The 26,445-nt window shown below is 39.4% G+C and carries 20 protein-coding genes and 6 tRNA genes; 23 read left to right on the top strand and 3 right to left on the bottom strand.

Annotation, left to right across the window (positions count from 1 at the left end):
• The first annotated feature begins 19 nt into the window (after positions 1-19).
• The 3 genes from N0B29_RS02430 to N0B29_RS02420 all read left to right on the top strand — a co-directional run bounded on the left by N0B29_RS02430 (position 20) and on the right by N0B29_RS02420 (position 5,204).
• Positions 20-3,616, top strand: a complete 3,597-nt coding sequence (locus tag N0B29_RS02430; RefSeq protein ID WP_263832095.1) for a bifunctional proline dehydrogenase/L-glutamate gamma-semialdehyde dehydrogenase — start codon at positions 20-22, stop codon at positions 3,614-3,616.
• Positions 3,617-3,841: 225 nt separating this feature from the next.
• Complete coding sequence (locus tag N0B29_RS02425; RefSeq protein WP_263832094.1) at positions 3,842-4,102, top strand: hypothetical protein; 261 nt, start codon at positions 3,842-3,844, stop codon at positions 4,100-4,102.
• A 160-nt stretch (positions 4,103-4,262) separates the two neighbouring features.
• Positions 4,263-5,204 carry a hypothetical protein gene (locus N0B29_RS02420; protein WP_263832093.1) on the top strand — a complete coding sequence of 314 codons (942 nt, stop codon included), beginning with the start codon at positions 4,263-4,265 and terminating at the stop codon, positions 5,202-5,204.
• A gap of 85 nt (positions 5,205-5,289) precedes the next feature.
• Here the strand turns inward: N0B29_RS02420 and N0B29_RS02415 are convergent, their stop codons facing one another.
• Both N0B29_RS02415 and N0B29_RS02410 read right to left on the bottom strand, forming a co-directional pair.
• The gene (locus tag N0B29_RS02415) at positions 5,290-5,532 is read right to left on the bottom strand and encodes a hypothetical protein (RefSeq protein ID WP_263832092.1); all 243 of its coding nucleotides are present in this window, start codon (positions 5,530-5,532) and stop codon (positions 5,290-5,292) included.
• Positions 5,533-5,583: 51 nt separating this feature from the next.
• Positions 5,584-6,327: a YaaA family protein gene (locus tag N0B29_RS02410; protein ID WP_263832091.1), complete on the bottom strand. Its 744-nt coding sequence runs from the start codon at positions 6,325-6,327 to the stop codon at positions 5,584-5,586.
• A 118-nt stretch (positions 6,328-6,445) separates the two neighbouring features.
• Here N0B29_RS02410 and N0B29_RS02405 point away from each other — a divergent pair.
• The 20 genes from N0B29_RS02405 to N0B29_RS02310 all read left to right on the top strand — a co-directional run bounded on the left by N0B29_RS02405 (position 6,446) and on the right by N0B29_RS02310 (position 25,027).
• Positions 6,446-6,521 (top strand) — tRNA-Thr (locus N0B29_RS02405).
• Positions 6,522-6,573: 52 nt separating this feature from the next.
• Positions 6,574-6,658, top strand: a tRNA-Tyr gene (locus tag N0B29_RS02400).
• Positions 6,659-6,660: 2 nt separating this feature from the next.
• Positions 6,661-6,737, top strand: a tRNA-Gly gene (locus N0B29_RS02395).
• A 145-nt stretch (positions 6,738-6,882) separates the two neighbouring features.
• Positions 6,883-6,957: transfer RNA gene (locus N0B29_RS02390), tRNA-Thr, on the top strand.
• A gap of 74 nt (positions 6,958-7,031) precedes the next feature.
• Positions 7,032-8,231 carry an elongation factor Tu gene (gene tuf, locus N0B29_RS02385; RefSeq protein ID WP_263832090.1) on the top strand — a complete coding sequence of 400 codons (1,200 nt, stop codon included), beginning with the start codon at positions 7,032-7,034 and terminating at the stop codon, positions 8,229-8,231.
• 51 nt (positions 8,232-8,282) lie between these two features.
• The gene (gene rpmG / locus N0B29_RS02380) at positions 8,283-8,441 is read left to right on the top strand and encodes a 50S ribosomal protein L33 (protein ID WP_012856149.1); all 159 of its coding nucleotides are present in this window, start codon (positions 8,283-8,285) and stop codon (positions 8,439-8,441) included.
• Positions 8,442-8,471: 30 nt separating this feature from the next.
• Positions 8,472-8,547, top strand: a tRNA-Trp gene (locus N0B29_RS02375).
• A 17-nt stretch (positions 8,548-8,564) separates the two neighbouring features.
• Positions 8,565-8,744, top strand: coding sequence for a preprotein translocase subunit SecE (gene secE, locus N0B29_RS02370; RefSeq protein WP_087437688.1), 180 nt, complete (start codon positions 8,565-8,567; stop codon positions 8,742-8,744).
• Between the two features lie 9 nt (positions 8,745-8,753).
• On the top strand, positions 8,754-9,284 hold the full coding sequence (nusG, locus tag N0B29_RS02365) for a transcription termination/antitermination protein NusG (protein ID WP_037957041.1): 531 nt from the start codon (positions 8,754-8,756) through the stop codon (positions 9,282-9,284).
• A gap of 16 nt (positions 9,285-9,300) precedes the next feature.
• The gene (gene rplK, locus N0B29_RS02360) at positions 9,301-9,726 is read left to right on the top strand and encodes a 50S ribosomal protein L11 (protein ID WP_263832089.1); all 426 of its coding nucleotides are present in this window, start codon (positions 9,301-9,303) and stop codon (positions 9,724-9,726) included.
• A gap of 59 nt (positions 9,727-9,785) precedes the next feature.
• Complete coding sequence (rplA, locus tag N0B29_RS02355) at positions 9,786-10,490, top strand: 50S ribosomal protein L1 (RefSeq protein WP_263832088.1); 705 nt, start codon at positions 9,786-9,788, stop codon at positions 10,488-10,490.
• Positions 10,491-10,603: 113 nt separating this feature from the next.
• A complete protein-coding gene (gene rplJ / locus N0B29_RS02350; protein ID WP_263832087.1) occupies positions 10,604-11,086 on the top strand; it encodes a 50S ribosomal protein L10 in 483 nt (160 codons plus the stop codon).
• A gap of 93 nt (positions 11,087-11,179) precedes the next feature.
• Positions 11,180-11,554: a 50S ribosomal protein L7/L12 gene (rplL, locus tag N0B29_RS02345; protein WP_263832086.1), complete on the top strand. Its 375-nt coding sequence runs from the start codon at positions 11,180-11,182 to the stop codon at positions 11,552-11,554.
• 133 nt (positions 11,555-11,687) lie between these two features.
• A complete protein-coding gene (gene rpoB / locus N0B29_RS02340) occupies positions 11,688-15,845 on the top strand; it encodes a DNA-directed RNA polymerase subunit beta (protein ID WP_263832085.1) in 4,158 nt (1,385 codons plus the stop codon).
• Complete coding sequence (rpoC, locus tag N0B29_RS02335) at positions 15,823-20,346, top strand: DNA-directed RNA polymerase subunit beta' (RefSeq protein ID WP_263832084.1); 4,524 nt, start codon at positions 15,823-15,825, stop codon at positions 20,344-20,346. The genes rpoB and rpoC overlap by 23 nt, the downstream gene beginning before the upstream one ends.
• A gap of 84 nt (positions 20,347-20,430) precedes the next feature.
• Complete coding sequence (gene rpsL / locus N0B29_RS02330) at positions 20,431-20,808, top strand: 30S ribosomal protein S12 (RefSeq protein ID WP_012856158.1); 378 nt, start codon at positions 20,431-20,433, stop codon at positions 20,806-20,808.
• A 73-nt stretch (positions 20,809-20,881) separates the two neighbouring features.
• Positions 20,882-21,352, top strand: a complete 471-nt coding sequence (rpsG, locus tag N0B29_RS02325) for a 30S ribosomal protein S7 (RefSeq protein ID WP_041956458.1) — start codon at positions 20,882-20,884, stop codon at positions 21,350-21,352.
• A gap of 82 nt (positions 21,353-21,434) precedes the next feature.
• Positions 21,435-23,513 carry an elongation factor G gene (gene fusA / locus N0B29_RS02320; RefSeq protein ID WP_263832083.1) on the top strand — a complete coding sequence of 693 codons (2,079 nt, stop codon included), beginning with the start codon at positions 21,435-21,437 and terminating at the stop codon, positions 23,511-23,513.
• A gap of 71 nt (positions 23,514-23,584) precedes the next feature.
• Positions 23,585-23,661, top strand: a tRNA-Arg gene (locus tag N0B29_RS02315).
• A gap of 97 nt (positions 23,662-23,758) precedes the next feature.
• Positions 23,759-25,027, top strand: a complete 1,269-nt coding sequence (locus N0B29_RS02310; protein WP_263832082.1) for a SagB family peptide dehydrogenase — start codon at positions 23,759-23,761, stop codon at positions 25,025-25,027.
• Here N0B29_RS02310 and N0B29_RS02305 read toward each other — a convergent pair.
• Positions 25,010-26,371: an MATE family efflux transporter gene (locus tag N0B29_RS02305; RefSeq protein WP_263832081.1), complete on the bottom strand. Its 1,362-nt coding sequence runs from the start codon at positions 26,369-26,371 to the stop codon at positions 25,010-25,012. The genes N0B29_RS02310 and N0B29_RS02305 overlap by 18 nt on opposite strands.
• Positions 26,372-26,445 lie beyond the last annotated feature (74 nt).

The raw sequence follows: 26,445 nt of genomic DNA, 5'->3' as shown, positions 1-26,445 counted from the left end.
AACTCTAGAAGGAGAGACAATGAAAAATCAAAATGAGGTGATGAGTCGTGCGATAGCCTTGGCTGAAACGTGGCAAAATAGAGCCAGCGAGTTGGTGAGTGACTTTGATAAAAAATTCCACATCAAAATGAATAAAATGCTTTCACACCCCAAAGATAAAGTCTTTTTGATCGAACTCATGGATCAGAGCTTTCGAAGTAAAAATCCTACGCGTGTTGCCAATCAGATCGAGTATCTTTTCTCAAAATACGACATGGCATCATTTTTTACAACCTCGGAGCGCTTTTTAGTCTTCTTATTTCTCAACGCAGGTATTTACCTGCCTCAAATCTCCATTCCACTGTTTGTCAGCACCATCAGAGAAGACACCAAAACAGTGGTCTTAAAAGGCGAAGATGAGCCATTTAACGCTCACTTGGCTAAACGTAAAAGTGAGGGCACACGTGTTAATATCAATCTCATCGGCGAAGTCGTGTTAGGCGAAGAAGAAGCAGAAGAGCGCATCGAAAAGTACCTTAAAGTGCTTGAAAATCCTAATGTTGACTATATCTCTATCAAAATCTCAACGCTCTTTTCGCAGATTAACGCCCTAGCGTATGAAGAGACCGTTTCGGAGTTGGTCAAGCGGTTGAGTCGCATCTACGCACAAGCAAAAAAGTACAGCTTCACCAATGCCAAAGGTGAAAAAGAGAACAAATTTATCAACCTTGATATGGAAGAGTACCGTGACCTTTCTCTTACGTTTAGTGCCTTTACCCAAACACTCGATCTTGCTGAGTTTCAAGATTTCCGTGCGGGGATTGTGCTTCAAGCCTACCTTCCTGATTCTCATTTATGGCAGCAAAAATTGGTCGAGTGGGCTAAAAAACGTGTTGAAAATGGGGGTGTTCCGATCAAAATGCGCCTCGTTAAGGGTGCTAATATGGAGATGGAAGAGACAGAAGCGGGGCTTCGTCACTGGGAAATGGTCACCTTTACTCAAAAAATTGACACCGATAGCAACTACAAAGTGATGGGCGAATTTGCTCTAAGGGCTGAAAATGCGAAGTATGTCAACATCGGCATGGCTTCACACAATCTGTTTGAATTGGCGTATGGGTATGAGCTCTCACGTGAGTATGGCACGACCGAGTACTTTAGCATGGAGATGCTAGAAGGCATGTGTGAGTCGGCACGCCTTGCGATTAAACAGATCAGCGGGGAAGTTATTTTATACGCACCGATTGCGAAAAAAGAGCAGTTTACCAACGCCATAGCTTATCTGGTCAGACGTTTGGATGAAAATACGGGGGTTGAAAATTTTATTCGCTACTCTTTTGGTCTTAAAGTGGGCACACCCGAATGGGAAACACAAAAGCAGAAATTTATGGCCTCTTTTGAAAACGCCAAACATATTTTTATAGGTGCTAAACGTCAGCAAAACAGGCTTACGGAGAAGTGGGAAAATTATGAAGGTGGAAGTTTCTTTACGGGGTACTATCATGGTGAAGCCGACACCGACTTTATCTTGCCACCGAATAAAGAGTGGGCGAGAGGTATTCGTGCAAAATGGAAGAAAAAAGCGGGTGAAGCGCTTGGCATTGCGCCTGTGGTGGTGGGGGGTGAGTTGATTTTAGAGCGTGAAGTCAAAGAGGTCATCGACAAGTCTCAACTGGGAGAGGGCGTGATATGTGGCAAATACGCCATCGCAACCAAAGAGGATTTAGAAAAAGCCATCGCGGTTGCCGTAGAAGATAAAGACGGTTGGAGAAGTCTAAGTGTGAGTGAGCGCCAAAAAGTCCTCTGTTTGGTCGCCAATAAAGTACGCGCTAAAAGAGCTGATCTGATCGGTGTCGCTGCGGCTGAAGTAGGAAAAGTCTTTAGTGAAACCGATGTTGAGGTGAGTGAAGCCATCGACTTTTTAGAGTTTTACGGTCACAGTGCGCGCTATTTTGAGGGCTATAAAAATCTTACATGTAAAGGCAAAGGGGTGGGTGTTGTAACACCACCTTGGAACTTTCCGATTGCGATTCCCGTGGGTGGCATCAGTGCGGCATTAGCGGCTGGAAACTGTGTTATCATCAAGCCAGCCAGCGCAGCAGCGCTTTGCGCGTATGAGCTTTGCCAATGTTTCTGGGAAGCAGGAGTCAGTCAAAATACACTCCAATTTGTACCCTGCTCGGGAAGTTTGGCGGGTGAGCATCTCATCAAAAACGAGAAAGTGGATTTTGTCATTTTAACGGGCGGTGAAGAGACCGCGTATAAAATGCTAGAAAGTCGCCCCAACCTTCTTCTAAGCGCGGAGACGGGTGGAAAAGACGCCACCATTGTCACCGCGATGAGTGATCGCGATCAAGCGATTAAAAATGTGATTCACTCCGCTTTTTCCAATAGCGGTCAAAAATGTTCCGCAACGTCACTTTTGATTTTAGAAGAAGAGGTTTACAATGACCCACACTTTAAAGCAGGGCTGATTGATGCGGCTAAGAGTTTACATGTAGGCTCGGTGTGGGACTTTACCAATCGTTTAGGAACCCTTGCCAATCCGGTGAGTGGAGCGCTAAAACATGCACTTGAAAACCTTGAAGTAGGCGAGAGTTGGGCGTTAGCACCTTCGTATGCAGACGAAAACGAATACATGCTCAAACCGTGCATTAAATGGGGCGTAAAAGAGGGCAGTTTTTGCCACATGAACGAGCTTTTTGGCCCCGTACTCTCTGTGATGTGTGCAAAAGACTTGAAGCATGCCATCGAGATTGTCAATGCCACAGGATACGGGTTGACTTCGGGCATTGAGTCATTGGATGAGCGCGAAGTGGCGTATTGGAAAAAACATCTCAAAGCGGGAAATCTTTACATCAATCGTGGCACAACGGGAGCTGTAGTACTACGTCAACCTTTTGGAGGGTTAGGCAAATCAGCCGTGGGCGCAGGTAGAAAAGCGGGTATTCACAATTACATCACACAGTTTATGGACTTTGAAGAGGTAGCCGTGCCTAAAATCAACCACTCGGTAAGCCATAAATTTATCCATCTTATTGAGGGCTGGAGTGATGGCTGCAGTAAAGGTGCGCATGTTGGGTTCAAAGAGGATTTTGAAAAACTGAGCCTTGCTCTTGGAAGTTATTTTGAAAATTACGAAGAAGAATTTAGTAAAGAGAAGGATTTTGTGAAAGTAAGAGGCGAAGACAATCTCTTTAGGTATCTCCCGCTTTCAAAAATTACAATCCGTGTAAGTAAAGAGGATGGGCTTTTTGATGTCATGAGCCGTATTTTAGCGGCTAAAATTGCTAAAATAGCTTTACATGTCAGCATTGATATGAGCGTTGAAGACAGTGTGGTTTCATTCCTTTATGAAAACAAAGAGAGCATTCTTGAACCACATGATACGCTTGTACGTGAAGATGAAATGAATTTCACGCGCTCCTTTGATCGTGTGGATAAAATTTTCTATGCGCATGAAGCACTGATTTCGGCTTTTGTCTATCAAGAAGCGGCAAAAAAAGCGAAGTGTATTGTAAGGTCGAAACCTTTAATGGAAGGACGCGTAGAGTTGTTGCACTATTTCGCTGAACAGAGTATTTCGCACAGTTATCATCGTTACGGAAATCTAGGAGCCAGAGGCATTAAAGCCTAAAACTACGACAGGGGCGCCTTGCCCCTGAAATTTGAGCCTATAGTGTGCTATTAATTTTAAGGTTATAATGTCTAGAATGTAACTTACATAAACAGTTAGATATAGGCGTTACTCAAAATGGAATGTAAAGAACTGTAAACTTTTGCCCCATGCTTATAAAGATATTTGCACGACATCGACCATTCATGCTTTTAAATACAGTAGGTTACATGAAAGAGATCGACCATGTTCACTCATCAAAAAAGTTATCAAACACATTACAAAACAGAGCCTTTCTCCTATAAAACATTTCAGTGTTCTTACTTGGAAAAAGAAAAAATGCGTTACTACTTTGTGGCTGGAACACAAGCACCGTGTTGTTACATGATAGATGTTTCAAAGGTGTTGCCAACCAAACAGATACAAGCTCTCTTAGTCCAAAAGAATGTTCCTTCTTGTTGTACACAATGTGGTGAACTAACAGGGGTAAAACGGCTTTACATGTAAAGATATAAATAACATCAAAAAGGGCAAAAGATGATGAAAAAACTAGGATGGCATGAGCTAGGAAAAGCGAAAGAACATAAGGAGGTGGTATGTTGAAACGGTGGAGAAAAGAGCAAGAAATATCTTTACATGTAAAGATTAAAAATGGAGGAAAAATCCAATGCCAATGATTTTAGGCGCAGCTTTGCTTGTTTATATTTTAGTAGCGATAGGTATCTATAAATTTGTTAAACAAAAAACAGATAACAAGTGGATAAAAAGAGGTGCGTTGGCTTTTTTTATACTATTGCCAACCTATGACATCATCATCACCAATACATTAGGGGCTTATTATTGTCTTACGACACCATCGACTTATGTCAATAAGAAAGTGGAATACCCAATAAGCATCTACTGGGAAGACAATGTTTATCCAGGATTTGACAAGAAAGATAGAGAGTTGATGGTTAAAAACTATCTTAATGATATTCGTCTAAAGGTTATGGCTCTCAATGCACCTGATGGTAAAGTTTATGTTTACCAATACAAAGATGTATCACAAGAATATTATCAATTAGCAGAAGAGTACGCCACCTTTTCCAAAGAACTTCAGAAACTACGCCAAGAGTTCAAAAAAGCTACCGACTCATACCCTCCAAACTGGAAAGAGACGAGAGACAAATATCTTAGCATGGACAAAGAAAATGATGTTTTGAGAAATAAATTAAGTGCTCTTTTAAATAGCTTTGAACTCCAAGAAACCATCTATGATGACAAAAACGCTATGCCTCAGATGAACTACACGGTCACTTTCAATGAAGTTAGGCTGAACCCTTTTTCAAGGAAGTTCCTCTACTCAGATGAGACAAAAATCATAGAGAATCAAACGGGTAATACTATTGCTTATAATAGATCAGATTCCCCATTTTTTTACAATATCGCACCTGATTTTGCATTGGGGAATAGATATTATAGTCCATGGGGCTGGGAAATATGTGAAAGTCAGAGTTATCTCTATTACAATGGAGATGGCTTTAAATATATTGCATCCTACGGTTCAGCAAAACACGCAGTTGATTTAAACATAAAACTTTACAACAAATATATAAAAGGAAAAAAATAAATAAAGGGGTCAGGGCTAAACTTTTAACTTTTTATACCCTAAGTGTTAAGAGGACAAACGAGTTTATCCTCTAGGAGTTACTCAATTATTTGAGTTTTTCTATAATGCTTTGATTAAGGTCGAGTTTTTCTTTGTTTTTAGCAACGCCCTCTGCTGTTTTTTCGATTTTTTCACGGTTTTTGGCGATGTCTTTTTTGTTGGCGTTAATCTCTTCACGGTTAAGCTCAATGAGTCTGGTCAGTTCATCAACTCTTCGTTCATATTTATTGATAAGATAATAGATGGCGTAAATCAGTATGCCAATAACGATCCATTGTAAAACAGCCATAACGTTTCCTTCATATGCAAATTTGACGTTATTGTATCTTTTTAATTCAAATCAATCAATAATGTCAAAGACATATTCTCGTTTGAGTTTTTGTTCTATGATTTCACGGATGCGAAGCCCACTAAAGCTGATGTTTCCAAGCTCTTTTTCATCGCGAGGTTTTACAAAAGCAACTTCACGCAGAACTTGCCCACGATAGGCTTTTGCAAAGTGACTGACAATCTTGCCATTTTTGAGAAATTTCATCGTAACGTAAGGTCGTTTGAGGGTGTAGAATTTCTCATAAAAGCCAGCACGCAAGTCTAAAACACTCTCTTCTCCTATCCATTCGTCTATAGCGTTACTAAAATGTTCTTTATAGAAAAGCTCGCTCTTAAAACCATCCAAACTTTGACCTTGCTGGAGTTTATATTCTGGGATCATATCGCCCGCTAAAATAGGACCAAAAAGGTTGGAGAAGATCATAACATTTGTTTCAAGATACATTTGTGCGTTCTTATCTAATGTGTCAAAAAGCAGATGATCGTACGCAATGCCTGTATAACGCTCAATGGCTTTACATGTAAAAGTGGTAAAAATATTTTTAGAGGCTTGTAAAAGTATCTTTTGTTCATCTTTAAGCCCAAAAAGTTGCTCCAACTTCTCCAAATGATGTTCCTCTAAAAGCGTTTGATAGCGCGCTAATACATGATAGCGTTTTTCATATAAATAGGAAAAGATAAAGCTGTTTTCATTGATAGAATCGGAGGTCTGTTTAGGGCTTTTGGTTTCACTTGGAGAGAATAAAATTTTCATGATAACCCTTTGATTGCGAACATAAGAGGCTATTTTAGCGAATATTTAAGTAAAATATCTAAAAAAGTATTGACTTTGGAAATCTTTTGAGATATAATTTCACCTCACAATCAAGGGTGCTGGTGTAGCTCAGTTGGTAGAGCAACTGCCTTGTAAGCAGTAGGTCGGCGGTTCGATTCCGTTCACCAGCTCCATTTTTGTTTGTGAAAGACAGTGTTTGACCAGCAATGAAAATGGTAAAAATACGGTGAGATACTCAAGTGGCCAACGAGGGCAGACTGTAAATCTGCTGACTATGTCTTCGAAGGTTCGAATCCTTCTCTCACCACCATTGCGGGAGTAGCTCAGTTGGCTAGAGCATTAGCCTTCCAAGCTGGGGGTCGCGGGTTCGAGTCCCGTCTCCCGCTCCAAGATTTTATAAGCAAACTGGGAGCTGTTGAATTTCTTCTGCTTTAGGGCACTACAGAACAAGTTCAGTAGTCTTACCTTCCTTTCTTAATAAAATCAAATCATTATTATTGTTTCGGTACAATTTGGTTCACCCTTTTGTAGTCGGCTCATATGGCTCAGGGGTAGAGCACTTCCTTGGTAAGGAAGAGGTCGAGGGTTCAAGTCCCTCTATGAGCTCCATCACTCAAAAAGTTTTAAATAACTTTGACAAATTGAAATGTATTAAAAAAAACAAACTCATTACGGAGGAAAAAATGGCAAAAGAAAAGTTCTCTAGAACCAAGCCACACGTTAACATTGGAACCATCGGTCACGTTGATCATGGTAAAACTACGCTTACAGCTGCAATCTCAGCAGTTCTAGCGACAAAAGGTCTTTGTGAATTTAAAGATTACGATGGTATTGATAACGCTCCTGAAGAGAGAGAGCGCGGTATTACTATTGCAACTTCTCACATTGAATATGAAACAGAAAATCGCCACTACGCTCACGTAGACTGTCCAGGTCACGCGGATTACGTTAAAAACATGATTACTGGTGCTGCTCAAATGGACGGCGCGATCCTTGTTGTTTCTGCAGCAGATGGTCCTATGCCACAAACTCGTGAGCACATTCTTCTTTCACGTCAAGTAGGTGTTCCTTATATCGTTGTTTTCATGAACAAAGCTGATATGGTTGATGACGAAGAACTTCTTGAACTCGTTGAAATGGAAATTCGCGAACTTCTTTCTGTTTATGACTTCCCAGGTGACGATACTCCAATCGTTTCTGGTTCAGCTCTTAAAGCACTTGAAGAAGCAAAAGCTGGTACTGTTGGACCATGGGGTCAAAAAATTCTTGATCTTATGGCAGCAGTTGATGCTTATATTCCAGTTCCACAACGTGAAACTGAAAAAGATTTCTTGATGCCAATCGAAGACGTATTCTCAATTTCAGGTCGTGGTACCGTTGTTACAGGTAAAATCGAAAGAGGCGCTGTAAAAATTGGTGAGACTATTGAAATCGTAGGTATCAAAGACACAAAAACTACAACTGTAACTGGTGTTGAAATGTTCCGTAAAGAGATGGAGCGTGGTGAAGCTGGTGATAACTGTGGTATCTTGCTACGTGGTATCAAAAAAGAAGAAGTTGAGCGTGGTATGGTTCTTTGTAAGCCAAAATCAATCACTCCTCACACTGACTTTGAAGCTGAAATCTATGTTCTTTCAAAAGAAGAGGGTGGTAGACATACTCCATTCTTTAACAACTATAGACCACAATTCTATGTTCGTACAACAGACGTAACAGGTTCTATCACATTACCAGAAGGTACTGAGATGGTTATGCCTGGTGATAACGTAAAAATTAAAGTAGCACTTATCGCACCTATCGCTCTTGAAGAAGGTACTCGTTTTGCAATCCGTGAGGGTGGTAGAACTGTTGGTGCGGGTGTTGTTTCTACAATCATCAAGTAATTTTAACATGTAAGGGGGAACCCTTACGTGTAATTTAGTCAAGGAAATATTATGACCGTTAAAATCGGACTAAAGTGTTCTGAATGTGGTGACATTAATTACACTACAACCAAAAACAGCAAGACAGTTACTGAAAAAGTTGAACTTAGCAAGTATTGTCCAAGACTGAAAAAACACACTGTTCACAAAGAAGTGAAATTAAAAAGTTAAGTCTCTAATACAGACTTAACTTAATCATGTAGGGTAGTAGCTCCAACGGTAGAGCGTCGGTCTCCAAAACCGCAGGTTGGGGGTTCGAGTCCCTCCTACCCTGCCACTAGTCGAGGTAATACAATGGAAAAATTAAGAGCTTATTATCATCATTCTAAAGCTGAATTGTCAAAAGTTATTTTTCCGACTAAAGAACAGATTCGAAATGCTTTCATTTCTGTTTTCGTTGTCGTAACCGTAATTTCACTCTTCTTAGCGTTGATTGATGCTATTATGTCTTTTTCTTTATCTTCTTTAATTTAAGGAGAAAGAATGGCACATAGATGGTACGCAATTCAAACCTATGCAGGTAGTGAGCAAGCAGTCAAAAAAGGAATTATTACTCTTGTCAACGATCATGGTATCGCTGAGAAGTTGGAGCAAATCGTTGTTCCAACCGAAGATGTAATTGAAGTTAAGAATGGTAAAAAAAAGATTAGTGAGCGAAGTCTCTATCCTGGTTATGCGTTTGCAAAACTAGATTTAGACACCGCACTCTGGCATCTTATTCAATCTTTGCCAAAAGTCGGAAGATTCATCGGAGAGGCTAAAAAACCTACACCTTTGAGTGAAAAAGACATTGCATTGATCTTGGAGAAAGCTGAGAAAAAAGGTGCGCCAAAACCAAAAATCTTCTTCGAAAATGGAGAGAGTGTTAGGATTACAGAAGGTCCTTTCGCAAACTTTACAGGTTCAGTTGAAGAGTATGATATGGTTCATGGCAAACTCACACTCAATGTTTCAATCTTTGGTAGAAGTACCCCAGTTGAGATTCTCTATTCTCAAGTTGAAAAAATAGTTTAAGCGTAAAGGAAAAGAAATGGCAAAAAAAGTCATTGGCGAAATTAAATTGCAAATTGAAGCTGCTAAAGCAAATCCATCACCTCCAGTAGGACCAGCCCTAGGTCAACGTGGTGTTAACATTATGGAGTTTTGTAAAGCATTTAACGAAAGAACAAAAGAGATGGCAGGATTTAGAATTCCTGTAGTTATCACTGTTTATGCCGATAAAAGTTTTACATTTGTTACAAAACAACCACCTGCTACTGATCTTATCAAAAAAGCAGTTGGCCTTAAAAGTGGTTCAAGCAACCCTTTAAAAAACAAAGTAGGCACACTTAACAAAGCTCAAATCCTTGAGATTGTTGAGAAAAAAATCGCTGATCTTAATACAACAGATAAAGAAGCAGCTGCAAAAATTATTGCGGGTTCAGCTAGAAGTATCGGTATTAACGTCGTCGATTAATCCTTACCCTTTACCGTCAGGGTTTTAAAGGCGGAAGCAAAATTATGCGGAGATAAAGAATGGCAAAGAAAGTAAATAAAAGATTTCAAGAACTTCTAAAAAAAGTTGACAAAGAAAAAAAATATTCAGTTGATGAAGCTTTAGGCAATATTAAAAACCTAGCTTCTGCAAAATTTGACGAAACAATCGAAGTAGCGCTTAAACTTAATGTTGATCCAAGACATGCTGATCAAATGGTAAGAGGCTCTGTTGTTCTTCCTGCAGGTACTGGTAAAACAGTTCGTGTTGCTGTTATTGCAAAAGACGAAAAAGCAGATGAAGCAAGAGCGGCGGGTGCTGATATTGTTGGTAGCGATGATTTGATCGAAGATATTCAAGCTGGTAAAATCAATTTTGACGTTTTAATTGCAACACCAAATATGATGGGTTTAGTGGGTAAAGTTGGTCGTATTCTTGGACCAAAAGGTATCATGCCAAATCCAAAAACAGGTACTGTAACAATGGACGTTGCTAAGGCTGTTGAGAACAATAAAGGTGGACAAGTAAACTTCCGTGTTGACAAACAAGGAAACATCCACGCAGGTATTGGTAAAATTAGCTTCACATCTGAGCAAATCAGAGAGAACTTTGAAGCATTTATCAAAGCAATTAACAAAAATAAACCTGCTGCTGCAAAAGGTAAATATATTAAATGTGCTGCATTGTCACTTACAATGAGCCCATCAATTAACCTCGAGAACCAAGAGCTTATCGATCTTAGATAAGACTCTTAAAACTATTTTACGTACTTAATCTTATGATTGGAGAGAGTAGAGGCGAAAGCTTAATTTGAGGCAACTCATCTCTACTTGAAATCGCCAGTTGGAAAGGAGAAAAATTGACAAGAAAAGAGAAAGCTGAATTTATTAGTTCTCTAGCTGAAGAGTTCAAATCTTCCGACGGTTTAATTGTTTGTGACTATAAAGGTCTTAATGTTAAAGCGATCGAAGCATTGAGAAATGCTTCAAGACCAGAAGCTGTTAGTGTTAAAGTTATTAAAAATACTTTAGCATCAATCGCTATGAAAAATGCTGGTATTGAAGGACTTGAACTTAAGGACACCAACATTTTTGTTTGGGGTGCAGATCAGTTAGCAGTCACTAAAATTGTCGCTACATTCGCTAAAACAAATCCAAATTTTGTAATTAAATCTGGTTTTGCTGGTGGTATTGTTGTTGACGCCGCTAAAGTTGAAGCACTTTCTAAAATGCCATCACGTAATGAGCTTATTGGAATGCTTCTATCAACTTGGATGGCACCAATTACAAACTTTACCATTGGTCTTGATGCACTACGTGCTAAAAAACAAGAGTCTGAATAGAGTGTATTTGTAAGGCTCAAGTCTTACGTGTAAGGTGCAAGAGCAAGACTCTTGTAAAATCATTATAACTATAAAATAATCAGGAGATTTGAAATGGCAATTTCAAAACAAGACGTATTAGAGTATATTTCAGGTCTTAGTGTACTTGAACTAAGTGAATTAGTAAAAGATTTCGAAGAGAAATTCGGTGTATCTGCTGCTCCAGTTATGGTTGCAGGCGCTGGCGCAGCTGTTGCTGCTGAAGCTGCAGAAGAGAAAACTGAGTTTGATGTTATCCTTAAAGATGGCGGCGAGAAAAAAATCAACGCTATTAAAGTTGTTAGAGAAATCACAGGTCTTGGTCTTAAAGAGGCTAAAGATGCAGTTGAAGGCGCTCCTACAACAATTAAAGAGGGTGTATCTAAACAACTCGCTGAAGAGATCAAAAAGAAACTTGAAGAAGCTGGCGCTGTCGCTGAAATCAAGTAATTTTATTACTTTAAGAGAAGCCTTTGGCTTCTCTTTCAAAACTTTTTTTCTGGAAATTTATTAGTCGTTATAACATCTATCAAGCGATAGATGAACCCACTGCCCTTTTCAAACAACTACACGAGGTAGACTCATGTTAAATAGCCTAAAATCTGGAAATCGCTTACGAGTTGATTTTTCCAAAGTCCCAAAAAAAATTGATGTACCAAATCTACTCCAACTTCAACAAAAGAGTTACGAACAGTTTTTAAATGTTGAAAATCTCAAAGAAGAGAGTGGCGTAGAGAAGGTTTTTAAATCTATTTTTCCTATTCATGATCCCCAAAATAGACTTACTTTAGAATATGTTGGATCAGAAGTTGGAAAACCTAGATATACCGTCCGCGAATGTATGGAGCGTGGACTTACGTATTCTGTCAGCTTAAAAATGAACATTCGTCTTATCCTTTGGGATAAAGATGAAAAATCCGGTGAAAAAACGGGTGTAAAAGATATTAAAGAACAAGCAATTTTTATCCGAGAGATTCCATTGATGACAGAGCGGACTTCGTTTATCATCAACGGTGTTGAGAGAGTTGTTGTTAATCAGCTTCACAGAAGCCCTGGTGTTATCTTCAAAGAGGAAGAGAGCCCAACGGTTGCTAATAAACTGATTTACAATGCTCAAATTATTCCTGATCGTGGTTCTTGGTTATACTTTGAGTATGATGCAAAAGACACACTTTTCGTTAGAATTAACAAACGCAGAAAAGTTCCTATCACTATTCTTTTTAGAGCACTTGGATACAGCAAACAAGATATTTTAAAACTTTTTTACCCTGTGCTTAACATTATGATTCGTGAGAACAAATTTTTAATTGAATTTTCAGCGGATAATTTCCTTGGTCGTGTTGACTTTGACCTTAAAGATGAACATGGTAACCTTCTTTTAGCTGCGGGCAAACGTCTCGCACGTAAAAAAGCAGAAAAATTTATTGAAGATGGTATCAAATTTATCGAATATCCTGTTGAAATTTTGGTCAATCGTTTCCTCTCTTCCCCGATTATTGATCAAGAGAGCGGTGAAGTACTTTACGATACCCTTACACAGCTTGACGAAGGCAAATTAGCAAAAATTATTGAGCAAAAATGCGAAGTGATCGAAATTGCCAATGATCTTGCAAGTGGTGTGGATGATGCGATCATTAACTCATTTATTGCAGACACCGAAACGCTTAAATTACTCCGCCAAACTGAGAGTATTGAAGATGAGAATGACTTAGCTGCTATTCGTATCTACAAAGTTATGAGACCGGGTGAGCCTGTTACCAAAGAAGCTGCAAAAACATTTGTAAAAGACCTTTTCTTTAACTCAGAAAGATACGATTTAACGAAAGTTGGCCGTATGAAAATGAATCACAAATTAGGACTTTCAGTGCCTGAGTATGTGACGATTATGACGAGTGAAGATATTATCAAAACAGCGAAATACTTGATTAAAGTTAAAAATGGTCAAGGTCATATCGATGATCGTGATCACTTGGGTAATAGAAGAATTAGAGCTATTGGTGAATTACTAGCGAATGAACTTCATGCTGGTTTGATCAAAATGCAAAAAGCGATTCGTGATAAATTTACAGCTCTTAGCGGTAGTGTTGAAGAGTTGATGCCACATGATTTGATTAACTCTAAAATGATTACTTCTGCGATTGCAGAATTTTTCTCAAGCGGACAATTGTCACAATTTATGGATCAAACAAATCCACTCAGTGAAATTACGCATAAAAGAAGACTTTCAGCTCTTGGTGAGGGCGGTTTGGTAAAAGAACGCGCTGGCTTTGAAGTACGTGACGTTCACCCAACACACTACGGAAGAATTTGTCCGGTTGAAACGCCAGAGGGTCAAAACATCGGTTTGATCAATACTCTTTCAATGTATGCAAAAGTAAATGATCTAGGTTTTGTGGAAGCTCCTTACCGTAAAGTTGAGAATGCAACCATTACAGACGAAATCATTTATATTACCGCAACCCAAGAAGAGGGCTTAGTTATTGCTCCTGCAAGTACTAAGATTAATGAAAACAATGAAATTGTTGAAGATTTGATTGAAGTTAGAATTGACGGTGAAACCGTATTGATTGAAAAAGAAAAAGTTGATTTGATCGACCTTTCTTCGATGATGATTGCCGGTGTTGCAGCTTCACTTATTCCATTCTTGGAACATGATGATGCGAACCGTGCATTGATGGGTTCAAACATGCAGCGTCAAGCCGTGCCACTCGTTAAATCTGATGCGCCATTAGTCGGTACAGGTGTTGAAAAAATTGCGGCTCGTGACTCATGGGAAGCAATTAAAGCAAAACGTGCAGGTGTTGTTGAAAAAGTTGATAATAAAAATGTCTACATTCTAGGCGAAGATGAAGGTGGTGCATTTATCGACCATTACGCACTTCAAAAGAATCTTAGAACCAACCAAAATACAACCTTTACTCAAAAAGTCATTGTAAGAAAAGGTGATATGGTTGAAGCGGGTGGCGTTATCGCTGATGGTCCAAGTATGGATCAAGGTGAACTTGCTATCGGTAAAAACGCAATGGTTGCCTTTATGCCTTGGAATGGATATAACTACGAAGATGCGATTGTTATCTCTGAGCGTATGATTCGTGAAGATGCTTTTACCAGCGTTCATATCTATGAAAAAGAGGTTGAAGCACGCGAACTTAAAGACGGTGTGGAAGAGATCACTAAAGATATTCCAAACGTCAAAGAAGAAGAGCTAGCGCACCTTGATGATAGCGGTATTGTAAAAGTAGGTACTTACGTTTCTCCAGGTATGATTTTAGTGGGTAAAGTGTCACCAAAAGGTGAAGTTAAACCAACACCGGAAGAGAGACTTTTACGCGCAATTTTTGGTGAAAAAGCAGGACATGTTGTCAATAAATCACTTTATGCAACACCTTCGTTAGAGGGTATCGTTGTTGATGTTAAAATCTTTACGAAAAAAGGTTATGACAAAGATCCACGTGCTGTTCAAGCTTATGAGCAAGAAAAAGAGATATTAGACCGTGAACATCATGATAAACTTTTGATGTTAGATAGAGAAGAGATGTTACGTATTAATGCGTTGCTTCTTAGAAATCCATTGAATGAAGATCAAGAAATCAGTAAAACAAGCTATAAAAAAGGCGGTTTTATCAAAGCTGAAGACCTTCATAATGTTAATCGTTTCTCAATCAATTCAATTGTAAAAGCATTCTCAAATGAGATCCAAGATGAGTATAAAGACCTTAAAGTGTACTTCCAAAATGAGAAGAAAAAACTCAAAGAAGAGCACGATGAGAAGCTTAATATCATTGAAAAAGACGATATTTTACCAAGCGGTGTCGTCAAGCTTGTTAAAGTTTATGTGGCAACAAAGCGTAAACTTAAAGTCGGCGATAAAATGGCTGGACGTCACGGTAACAAAGGTATTGTTTCTAATATCGTTCGTGAAGTTGATATGCCTTACCTCAAAAATGGTGAGATTGTCGACATCGTTTTAAATCCACTGGGCGTTCCAAGTCGTATGAACATCGGACAAATTCTCGAGGTTCACTTAGGTCTTGTTGGTAAACGTTTGGGTAATCAAATTGAAGAGATCTTCAAAGAGAAACAAGGTGATTGGATTAAAACACTTCGCGAAAAAATGATTAGCATTGCTGATGTTGCAAAACTGATGGATGCAAAGAAATTTATTGATAAAGTGGATGATGAACAATTATTGATTTACGCGAGAGACTGGAGCAGAGGTGTTAAATTTGCGACACCAATTTTTGAGGGTGTTAACGTTGAAGAGTTTGAAAAACTTTTTGAAATGGCAAAAATTGATACCGATGGAAAGACTGATTTGTACGATGGTATGACCGGTCAAAAAATGCATGAAAAAGTCAACGTGGGCTATATGTATATGTTAAAACTTCACCACTTAGTTGATGAAAAAGTTCACGCAAGAAGTACTGGACCATACTCATTGGTTACACAACAACCAGTTGGTGGTAAAGCACTCTTTGGTGGACAAAGATTCGGTGAGATGGAGGTATGGGCACTTGAAGCATACGGTGCTGCACATACTCTAAGAGAGATGTTGACCGTTAAATCGGATGATGTTGAAGGACGTATTTTAGCTTATAAAGCACTCACAAGAGGTGAAAATGTCCCTCAAACTGGTATTCCTGAAACATTCTATGTTTTAACGAATGAGTTGAAGTCTTTGGCTTTAGATGTTGAGATTTATGACGAGGTGGAAGAAGATGAAGCGACTAGAACCAATTGAGATTCACGAAGAGAGCAGACCAAGGGATTTTAAAGCATTTCAGTTAAAACTTGCTAGTCCTGAGAAAATTCGCTCATGGAGTTATGGTGAGGTCAAAAAGCCTGAGACCATTAACTATCGTACGCTCAAACCTGAGCGCGATGGCCTTTTTTGTGCGAAAATCTTTGGACCCGTCAGAGATTATGAATGTCTGTGCGGAAAATACAAAAAGATGCGTTACAAAGGCATCAAGTGTGAGAAGTGTGGTGTTGAAGTAACCAGCACAAAAGTTAGACGTTCACGTATGGGTCACATTGAGTTAGTAACTCCTGTGGCGCATATTTGGTATGTTAACTCACTTCCAAGTCGTGTGGGAACACTTCTTGGCGTTAAGATGAAAGATCTTGAGCGCGTACTTTATTATGAAGCATACATTGTTGAGCATGCAGGTGAAGCTTTTTACGATGCTGAAAATAAAAACAAAGTAGCTATATATGATGTTTTAAATGAAGAGCAATACCAAGCATTAGAGCAAAAATTTGGGGATACTGGTTTTGTGGCTAAAATGGGTGGTGAAGTTATTCGCGATTTATTAGCGAGCCTTGATCTCGTTGAAATTCTTGGACAACTTAAAGAAGAGATTAACCAAACGAGTTCAGAAGCAAAGAAAAAAACGATTGTAAAACGTTTAAAAGTTGTTGAAGCATTCCTTAACAGCGGCAACCGCCCTGAGTGGATGATGATTACAATGTTGCCAGTTCTTCCGCCAGATCTTAGACCACTTGTGGCACTGGATGGTGGAAAGTTTGCGGTAAGTGACGTCAATGATTTGTATCGTCGTGTTATTAACAGAAATGCTCGTTTGAAACGTTTGATGGAACTAGATGCTCCTGAGATTATTATTCGCAATGAAAAAAGAATGCTTCAAGAAGCTGTCGATGCGCTTTTTGATAATGGACGTCGTGCGAATGCGGTAAAAGGAGCTAATAAGCGTCCTTTAAAATCGCTTTCTGAGATCATCAAAGGTAAACAAGGCCGTTTCCGTCAGAACCTACTTGGTAAAAGGGTTGACTTTTCAGGTCGTTCAGTAATCGTTGTTGGACCAAACTTGAAAATGGATCAGTGTGGTCTTCCAAAACAGATGGCATTGGAGCTTTTCAAACCACATTTGTTAGCGCGTCTTGAAGAAAAAGGCTATGCGACAACGGTTAAACAAGCGAAGAAAATGATCGACATGAAAACGAATGAAGTTTGGGAGTGTCTAGCAGAAGTGGTTAAAGGTCATCCGGTTATGTTAAACCGTGCGCCTACACTTCATAAACTCTCAATTCAAGCGTTTCATCCTGTTTTGATTGATGGAAAAGCGATTCGTTTGCATCCTCTTGTATGTTCTGCCTTCAACGCGGACTTCGACGGTGACCAAATGGCGGTTCACGTTCCATTATCACAAGAGGCAATTGCTGAGTGTAAGATTTTGATGCTTAGTTCAATGAACATCTTGCTTCCAGCTTCTGGTAAAGCGGTAACGGTTCCAACACAAGATATGGTCTTGGGTCTTTACTATCTAACCTTAGAGAAGCCAAATGCAAAAGGTTCAAATAAGATTTTTGCCAATATCAATGAAGTGCATATTGCCATTGATGCAGGATTCTTGGATATTCATGCAAAAATTAAGACACGAATTAACGATAGAGTACTCTTTACAACAGCAGGTCGTTTGATCTTAAAATCAATCTTGCCAGAATTTGTTCCTGAAGAACAGTGGAATAGAGTGTTGAAAAAGAAAAATATCGGTGGTTTGGTTGATCATATCTTTAAAGAGGGTGGTATTGGTATCACTGCAGGATTCTTGGATAACCTCAAAAATCTTGGTTTTAAATATGCAACACAATCAGGAATTTCAGTCTCTATTGATGATATTCGTGTTCCTGAAACAAAAGTGAAAAAGATCAAAGAAGCGAAGAAAAAAGTACGTGAAATCCAAAAACAGTTCAGTTCTGGTTTATTAACAGAGCAAGAGCGTTATAACAAAATTATTGATATTTGGACGGATACAAACAACGATGTGGCTTCTGAGATGATGAAGCTTACAGAGAGTCATAAAGGTGGATTTAACTCTATTTATATGATGGCGGACTCTGGTGCTAGGGGTTCTGCTGCTCAAATCAGACAGTTAGCTGGTATGAGGGGTCTTATGGCGAAACCGGATGGAAGTATTATTGAAACACCAATTATTTCAAACTTCCGTGAAGGTCTAAACGTTCTTGAGTACTTTATTTCAACGCACGGTGCTCGTAAAGGTTTAGCTGATACCGCTCTTAAAACAGCGAATGCGGGTTACTTGACACGTAAACTTATTGACGTTGCGCAAAACGTTAAAGTTACGATGGATGATTGTGGTACACACGAAGGTGTTGAGATTACCGAAATCAGCGAGAGTGGTGAGCTTGTAGAGTCATTGTATGAGAGAGCAACAGGTCGTGTTCTTGCAGAAGATGTTATTGATACGATTACCAACGAAGTTCTTTTCACAGAGGGAACATTGATTGATGAGAAGAGCGCACAAGCCCTTAAAGAGGCAAGCATTAAGTCGGTTGTTATTCGTACACCGATTACATGTAAAGCTAAAAAAGGTGTTTGTGCTAAATGTTATGGTACGAACTTGGCTGAGGGCACATTGGTTCGCCCTGGTGAAGCGGTTGGTATTATTTCAGCTCAATCCATTGGTGAGCCAGGTACACAGTTGACACTTCGTACATTCCACATCGGTGGTACGGCATCAACGGAATCTCAAGATCGCCAAGTTATTGCACAAAAAGAGGGTTTCATTCGTTATTACAATGTAAAAACCTATGTGACTAAAGAGGGCAAAAATATCGTTGCTAACCGTAGAAATGCGGCTGTCTTACTTGTTGAGCCAAAGATCAAAGCACCGTTTAAAGGTACGATTGAGATTGATACAGCGCATGAAGAGACAGCGATTACGATTACAAGTGCAGGCGAGAATATCCGTTATACACTTCGTAAAAGTGACTTTGCTAAACCAAATGAGCTTGCAGGTGTTAGCGGTAAAATTGAAGGTAAATTCTACATCCCTTACGTCAGTGGTGATGTGGTTGAAGCCAATGAAAGCATCGTAGAGGTTATTAAAGAAGGCTGGAATGTTCCAAGCCGTATTCCTTATGCGAGTGAGCTTAAAGTAAAAAATGGTGAGCCGATTATCCAAAAAATTCATGCTGAAGCAAAGGGTGTTGTCAAATACTACAAGCTTCGCGGAGATTATTTGGATCGTATCCATGAGATCAAAAAAGGCGATCCTGTTAAAGAAAAAGGTATTTTTGCCGTTATCGCAGATGAAGATGATAGAGAAGCAATTCGTCACTACATTCCTCGCGATTCGATTATTGATGTCAATGACAATAGCATGGTTGATTCAAAAACATTGCTTGCGTATCCATCAACAAGTGAACAAATTACAATTGCTGAGTGGGATCCGTATTCAACACCAATTATTGCTGAAGATGCGGGTACGATTACGTTTGAAGATATTGAACCAGGCATTAGTGCAACAGAGCAATTCGATGACATGACAGGTCAAAGTAGACTTGTGATTAACGAATATTTACCAAGTGGCATGAAACCAACGATCATCATTGCGAATAAAAATGGTGAGATTGTTAAGTACCAATTGGAGCCAAAAACAGCGATTTTCGTTCAAAATGGCGTTACTGTTGGTTTAGCTGATTTGATCGGTAGAACACCTAAAGCGATTGCAAAATCGAAAGATATTACCGGTGGTCTTCCACGTATTAGTGAACTTTTTGAAGCACGTCGTCCTAAAAATGCAACCGTTATTGCGGAGATTGATGGAACGATTCGTTTTGGTAAGCCACTACGTTCTAAAGAGCGTATTATCATTGAAGCCAATGATGGTACAAGTGTTGAGTATCTTGTTGATAGAAATACGCAAATCCACGTTCAATCGGGCGAATTTGTGCATGCAGGTGAGAGATTAACAGATGGTGTTATTTCAAGTCATGATATTTTACGTATTATGGGTGAGAAAGCACTTCACTATTATCTTATCAGTGAAATTCAACAAGTTTACCGTGGACAAGGTGTTGCGATTAACGATAAACACATTGAGGTTATCGTTTCTCAAATGCTTCGTCAGGTAAGAATTGTCGATAGTGGTGACACGAAGTTCATCATGGGAGATTTGATTAGCCGAAGACGTTTTAGAGAAGAAAATGAAGCGGTTATGAAAATGGGTGGAGAGCCAGCCATTGCTGAACCAACACTTTTAGGTGTTACGCGTGCAGCGATTGGTAGTGATAGTGTTATCTCTGCAGCTTCATTCCAAGAGACAACAAAAGTTCTTACTGAAGCGAGTATCGCTGGTAAGATGGATATGCTTGAAGATCTTAAAGAAAATGTTATCTTAGGACGTATGATTCCAGTAGGAACCGGTCTTTATCAGAACAAACAATTTAATATCGAATTAAACCCAAGTAGAGGTTAAGTTAAGGTTCCCTTAACTTAACCTTTTTTTAAGCTATTTTTAAATAAAATTAGCACCTATTTTTTACAAAATAAAGGAAATAATGTGCCAACCATTAACCAACTCGTCAGAAATGAGAGAAAAAAGGTGATTAAAAAATCAAAATCACCTGCACTTGATAAGTGCCCTCAAAGAAGAGGCGTTTGTACAAGAGTTTATACGACAACTCCTAAGAAACCAAACTCTGCTTTGAGAAAAGTTGCCAAAGTCAAATTGACTAGCGGTTTTGAAGTCATTAGCTACATCGGTGGCGAGGGACACAACCTACAAGAACACTCCATTGTATTGGTACGTGGCGGTAGGGTAAAAGATTTACCAGGTGTTAAGTACCATATCGTACGTGGTGCGCTTGATACTTCAGGTGTTGCAAAACGAACGGTGTCTAGAAGTAAATACGGTACAAAAAGACCAAAAGCTAAATAAATTTAACAGCAGGTGATGTCCTTTGTTTTGACATCATTTGAGTAAAATTTTCAAAAAATTTGAAGGAAATATAATGAGAAGAAGAAAAGCTCCTGTAAGAGAAGTATTACCAGATCCAATCTACAATAGCAAGATTATCACAAAGTTTATCAATGCGTTGATGCTCGATGGAAAAAAGAGTGTTGCTACTAAAGTATTTTACGGTTCATTAGAACTCGCTGAAAAAAGAAGTGGAACTCTAAAAGGTATTGAAATTTTTAATGCAGCTATCGATAACGTTAAGCCTGTTATGGAAGTAAAAAGCAGACGTGTCGGTGGAGCAACATATCAAGTTCCAGTCGAAGTTAGAACAACTCGTCAACAAGCATTGGCTCTTAGATGGTTGGTTTCTTACTCACGCAAAAGAAGTGAGAGAACCATGATCGAGAGGTTGGCCAATGAACTTTTAGATGCGGCTAATAGTAGAGGCGCTACCTTTAAGAAAAAAGAAGATACTTATAAAATGGCAGAAGCAAACAAAGCGTTTGCTCACTATCGCTGGTAAAATGGTGATGGGAATGTTCGTCTCTATGACGCACATTCCCTCTCTTCACGAACTACACTCCTAATATAACAAGGAAATTATAATGGCAAGAAATACCCCTATTGGAATGGTTAGAAACATCGGTATTGCTGCGCACATTGATGCAGGTAAAACCACAACAACAGAAAGAATCCTTTTTTACACCGGTATCTCTCACAAAATTGGTGAGGTACATGATGGTGCTGCAACAATGGACTGGATGGAGCAAGAGAAAGAGAGAGGTATTACCATTACTTCTGCTGCGACAACATGTACATGGAAAGATCACCAAATTAACATTATCGACACTCCGGGCCACGTTGACTTCACCATTGAAGTTGAGCGTTCTATGCGTGTTCTTGATGGCGCTGTAGCTGTATTTTGTGCAGTTGGTGGCGTTCAACCACAATCTGAGACAGTTTGGAGACAAGCCAATCGTTACCAAGTTCCAAGAATGGTATTTGTTAACAAAATGGACCGTGTTGGTGCAGACTTTTATAATGTTGAAGCGCAAATTAAAAATCGTTTAAAAGCGAATCCAGTGCCAATTCAAATTCCTATTGGTGCAGAAGAAAACTTCAAAGGTGTTGTTGATCTCGTTGAGATGAAAGCACTTGTTTGGGATGATGATGCAGCAATGGGTTCAAACTACCAAGTTGTTGAAATTCCAGCTGATCTTGCTGATAAAGCGAAAGAGTACCGTGAGAGAATGGTTGAAGCCGTTTCTGAGACCAGTGATGAGTTGATGGAAAAATATCTTGGTGGCGAAGAACTCACCAAAGCTGAGATTAAAGCAGGTATTAAAGCGGGATGTCTTGCAATGACATTTATTCCTATGATTTGTGGAACAGCGTTTAAAAACAAAGGTGTTCAACCGATGTTAGATGCTGTTATTGATTATATGCCAGCTCCTACTGAAGTACATGCGATTAAAGGCGAGTATGATGATGGACGCGAGTGTGTTGTTGATTCAACTGATGAAGGTGAATTTGCCGCTCTTGCATTTAAAATTATGACCGACCCATTTGTTGGTCAGTTAACATTCGTTCGTGTTTACCGTGGTTCATTGGAAAGCGGAAGTTATGCTTACAACACAACCAAAGATAAAAAAGAGAGAATTGGTCGCTTACTAAAAATGCATGCGAACAAAAGAGAAGAGATCAAAGTTCTTCACTCTGGCGAGATTGGTGCGGTTGTAGGTCTTAAAGACACACTTACTGGTGATACACTTGCTAGCGAAAAAGATCCTGTAATTCTAGAGAGAATGGTATTCCCAGACCCTGTTATCTCTGTTGCCGTTGAGCCTAAAACAAAAGCGGATCAAGAGAAAATGGGTATTGCACTTCAAAAACTTGCTCAAGAAGATCCAAGCTTTAGAGTTGAGACAGATGAAGAGAGTGGTCAAACCATCATTTCTGGTATGGGTGAGCTTCACTTAGAGATTCTTGTTGATCGTATGTTACGTGAGTTTAAAGTAAGTGCTGAAGTTGGTCAACCACAAGTTGCTTACCGTGAGACAATTCGTGCATCTGTTAACCAAGAGTACAAATACGCAAAACAATCTGGTGGTCGCGGTCAATACGGTCACGTTTACCTCAAAATCGAACCTCAAGATGCAGGTGCTGGTTATGAATTTATTAACGATATCAAAGGTGGAGCGATTCCAAAAGAATTTATTCCAGCTGTTGATAAAGGTATCAAAGAATCACTTCAAGCAGGTGTTCTTGCTGGTTATAAAGTGGAAGACGTTAAAGTTACACTTTATGATGGAAGTTACCATGATGTTGACTCATCTGAGATGGCATTTAAATTGGCTGCTTCAATGGGCTTCAAAGAGGGTTGTAGAAAAGCAAAACCAGTTATTCTTGAGCCAATTATGAAAGTTGAAGTTGAGACTCCAGAAGACTTTATGGGTGATGTTATCGGCGATCTTAACAGAAGACGTGGACAAATCAACTCTATGGATGATAGAAGTGGTAACAAAATTGTTAACGCATTCTGCCCATTGGCTGAAATGTTCGGTTACTCTACAGACCTTCGTTCTCAAACACAAGGTCGTGCTTCTTACTCTATGGAATTCGATCATTATGATGAAGTTCCTAGAAACGTTGCAGAAGAGATTATCAAAAAACGTAACGGCTAATACGCCATTTTTTAGAAGCCGAATGTGTGAAAACGCATTCGGCTTTTTTTTTACTCCATTTTTTACCTTTTGTCCCCATAGCTCAGCAGGATAGAGCATCAAATTCCTAATTTGAAGGCCGTGCGTTCGAATCGCGCTGGGGACACCACCTCATTTTATTAACTCCTCCTTTTCTTTACATGTAAGCTTCTTTTTTGAGGCAATTTACAACTCCTTTTAAATATTATTGGCATAAAGGAGCTTTTATGTTAGCCTACCATGCTCAAACAGTACACACGTATCGCTCTGTTCGCACTCAGTTGCATAGCATTGACTGGGAACATCAACCTCGACAGTATAAGCGTTACACAGAAACATTGACGCGCATTACACTCGATAAACAAAATCCAGAACATCGTTTTTTTTATCTTATTGGTGGTGTCACGGCTCAGAAAAGCTACCCTGGCGTGACGTATGCTTTACGAACAAATCCTAGTGCAGGAGCGCTTTATCCTACGGAAGTCTATGTGCAAATACGTGGTGTTAAAGGCTTTAAGGATGGCATTTACCATCTTTCACCTTACGAATCAGCACTTGTTTTATTACATCCTTTAGATGAAGAAGAAGGGGTTGAGCCCTTTTTACATGTAAAGAGAGTAATAGGTTGTGTGTTTCTTTTCTCAGCACTTTACTACCGCTCTTCATGGAAATACCGTGATCGTGCTTTTAGGTACTGTTTACACGATACGGGGCACATGATAGGCACGCTTGAAGCTTCATGCACACTCAATAATACGCCTTATCGCATTCTTTATGCCATTGAAAAAAAAGCTCTCAATAAGCTTTTTGGTTTTGGCTCAGAGGAGTTTTTTCTCTCATCAGCCATTGTAGGAGAGGAAGATAAAACCTTTACATGTAAAGCACTATTGATGCAATTACCCTATGTCGATGGTACAGGTGGGTTTGAAAAAAATAGGTTCATTGAAGATAGTTACGCCATGACATGTGAACTTACCCCAAAGTTTCAAACGAAGATGGCGTTGTTTGATGTGGATAAAGAGCGTTTAAAACAAGCCATCTGGAAGCGACGTTCGATTCGTGAATTTACCCAAAAGCCACTTTTGGAAGAGGAGTTTTTAGAAGCAATTGCCTACATAAGCCAACCTATTGTTTCTGATTGTGATGTCGATGTTGAAATTTATGCGATTATTAATCGCGTTGAAGGGATGGGGCAAGGCATTTGGAAAGAGGGAAAATATCTACAAAACGGTGATTTTGCACGCAAAGCGGGTTATCTCTGTTTGGAACAAGCGTTGGGAGAGAAAAGTGGGGTAACCTTTTTTTTAGTGGGACATGATGCACAAAATTACCAAGCAATGATACAAAAAGCAGGCATTATAGGGCATAGACTTTACCTAATCAGTGAATACATGGGCTTTGGGTGTAGCGGTATTGGCGCGTACTATGATGAAGAAGTAGCAGAATTCCTTCAGAGTGATGGGATGGTTCTTTATGCTTTAGCCATTGGGCGTTGAGGCAATAACTGCATCATTGAGTTTCGTATAGGTATAGTATAAAAAGGCTAGGGCAGAGCTGTAAACAATACATGCAAGTCCAATCCACATCCACACAAATGAGAGCTCAAAGTAAGTGACAATGAGTGTATAAACAAGGCTTGGCGCTAAGATTTGACGGAAAAAACCAACATAGAAAATCATCGTCGGCTTTTTGATGCCTTGGAGTGTTGCAACGCAGGCAAAATGGGTTACATAGCCACAAAAAAGAAAGAGCATCACATAGATATACGTTGTTCCGTACTGAATCACTTCAAGTGTTGGGTTAAATTGCGCCACAAACCACTTACCACTAAGCCATAAAATCATCATTCCCACAATGCTTATCGTGTAACCATACCCAAGTGCGTACAAAAGCGTTTGGCGCACGCGTTCCATTTTTCCTGCTCCCATGTTATTGGATACTAGGCTTAGTACCGCACTGCTGATGCCAAGAGCTGGAAGTAACATCAACTGCTCGACACGGTACCCAATGCCATAGCCAGCCACAGCTTGATACCCATAAAGTGTGACAAAATGAAGTGCAATCAATGAGCCAAATGACATCATTAACATGTTAAGTCCAGGGGGTGTGGCTTGACGTATCAATTCTTTGTAAATGCGTCTATCAGGGTAAAAATGCTTTTTACATGTAAAGTTAATCAGCCCTGTTTGCAGGCTTTTGAAAAGAAGGTAAGCTGCGCCCATCATTTGTACCAAAACCGTTGATAATGCAATGCCTGCAATTCCAAGTGAAGGAATAAATCCCCATCCATAGATGAAGAGTGGATTGAGCACAATGTTGGCAAAAAAGCCAAAGATAAGTGTATTGCGATAACTTTTTGTATCGCCTGTTGCTACAAGAACACTGTTGAGTGCAAAGTTGGCAAAGAAAAGAGCAGAGCCTAATAAAATGACTTCAATGAAGCTAAGTGCTAATGCGTGGTAACGCTCTTCTGTACCGATTAATGTGAGTAACTCTGATGCAAAACAAAACCCTAAAAGCCCCATTATCATGCCTATGCCAATAATCAAAGCAACTCCTTTTTTAGCAATCAATCCTGCTAAAAAAAAGTGTTGCTTTCCATAGGCATGACCGATAAGTGCCGTAAGCGCACTTGTGCCGCCATACGCAAGTCCAATAACAAAAAAGAAAAGAAAGGAGGAGGCAGAAAGTGCGGCGAGCGCTTCAGTAGAAATAAGCCCTGCATAGTAAGTATCGACGATATTGTAGAGTGTATTAAAAAGCATGCCGAGGCTGGAAGGAATCGAGAGTTGACGTAGAAGTGTTGGTATAGGCTGGGTTGTGAGTGACAACGAATCCATATAAACTCTTTTTGATTTTATGATAACGATTTGATGCTTTATGCTTGATTGTATGCAAAATGTGTTGTCAAAAA

The sequence above is a fragment of the Sulfurospirillum oryzae genome (assembly GCF_025770725.1).
Classification (GTDB): Bacteria; Campylobacterota; Campylobacteria; order Campylobacterales; family Sulfurospirillaceae; genus Sulfurospirillum; species Sulfurospirillum oryzae.
Note: the sequence above shows the minus strand (reverse complement) of the source record. Positions and strands in the feature narration are given on the sequence as shown.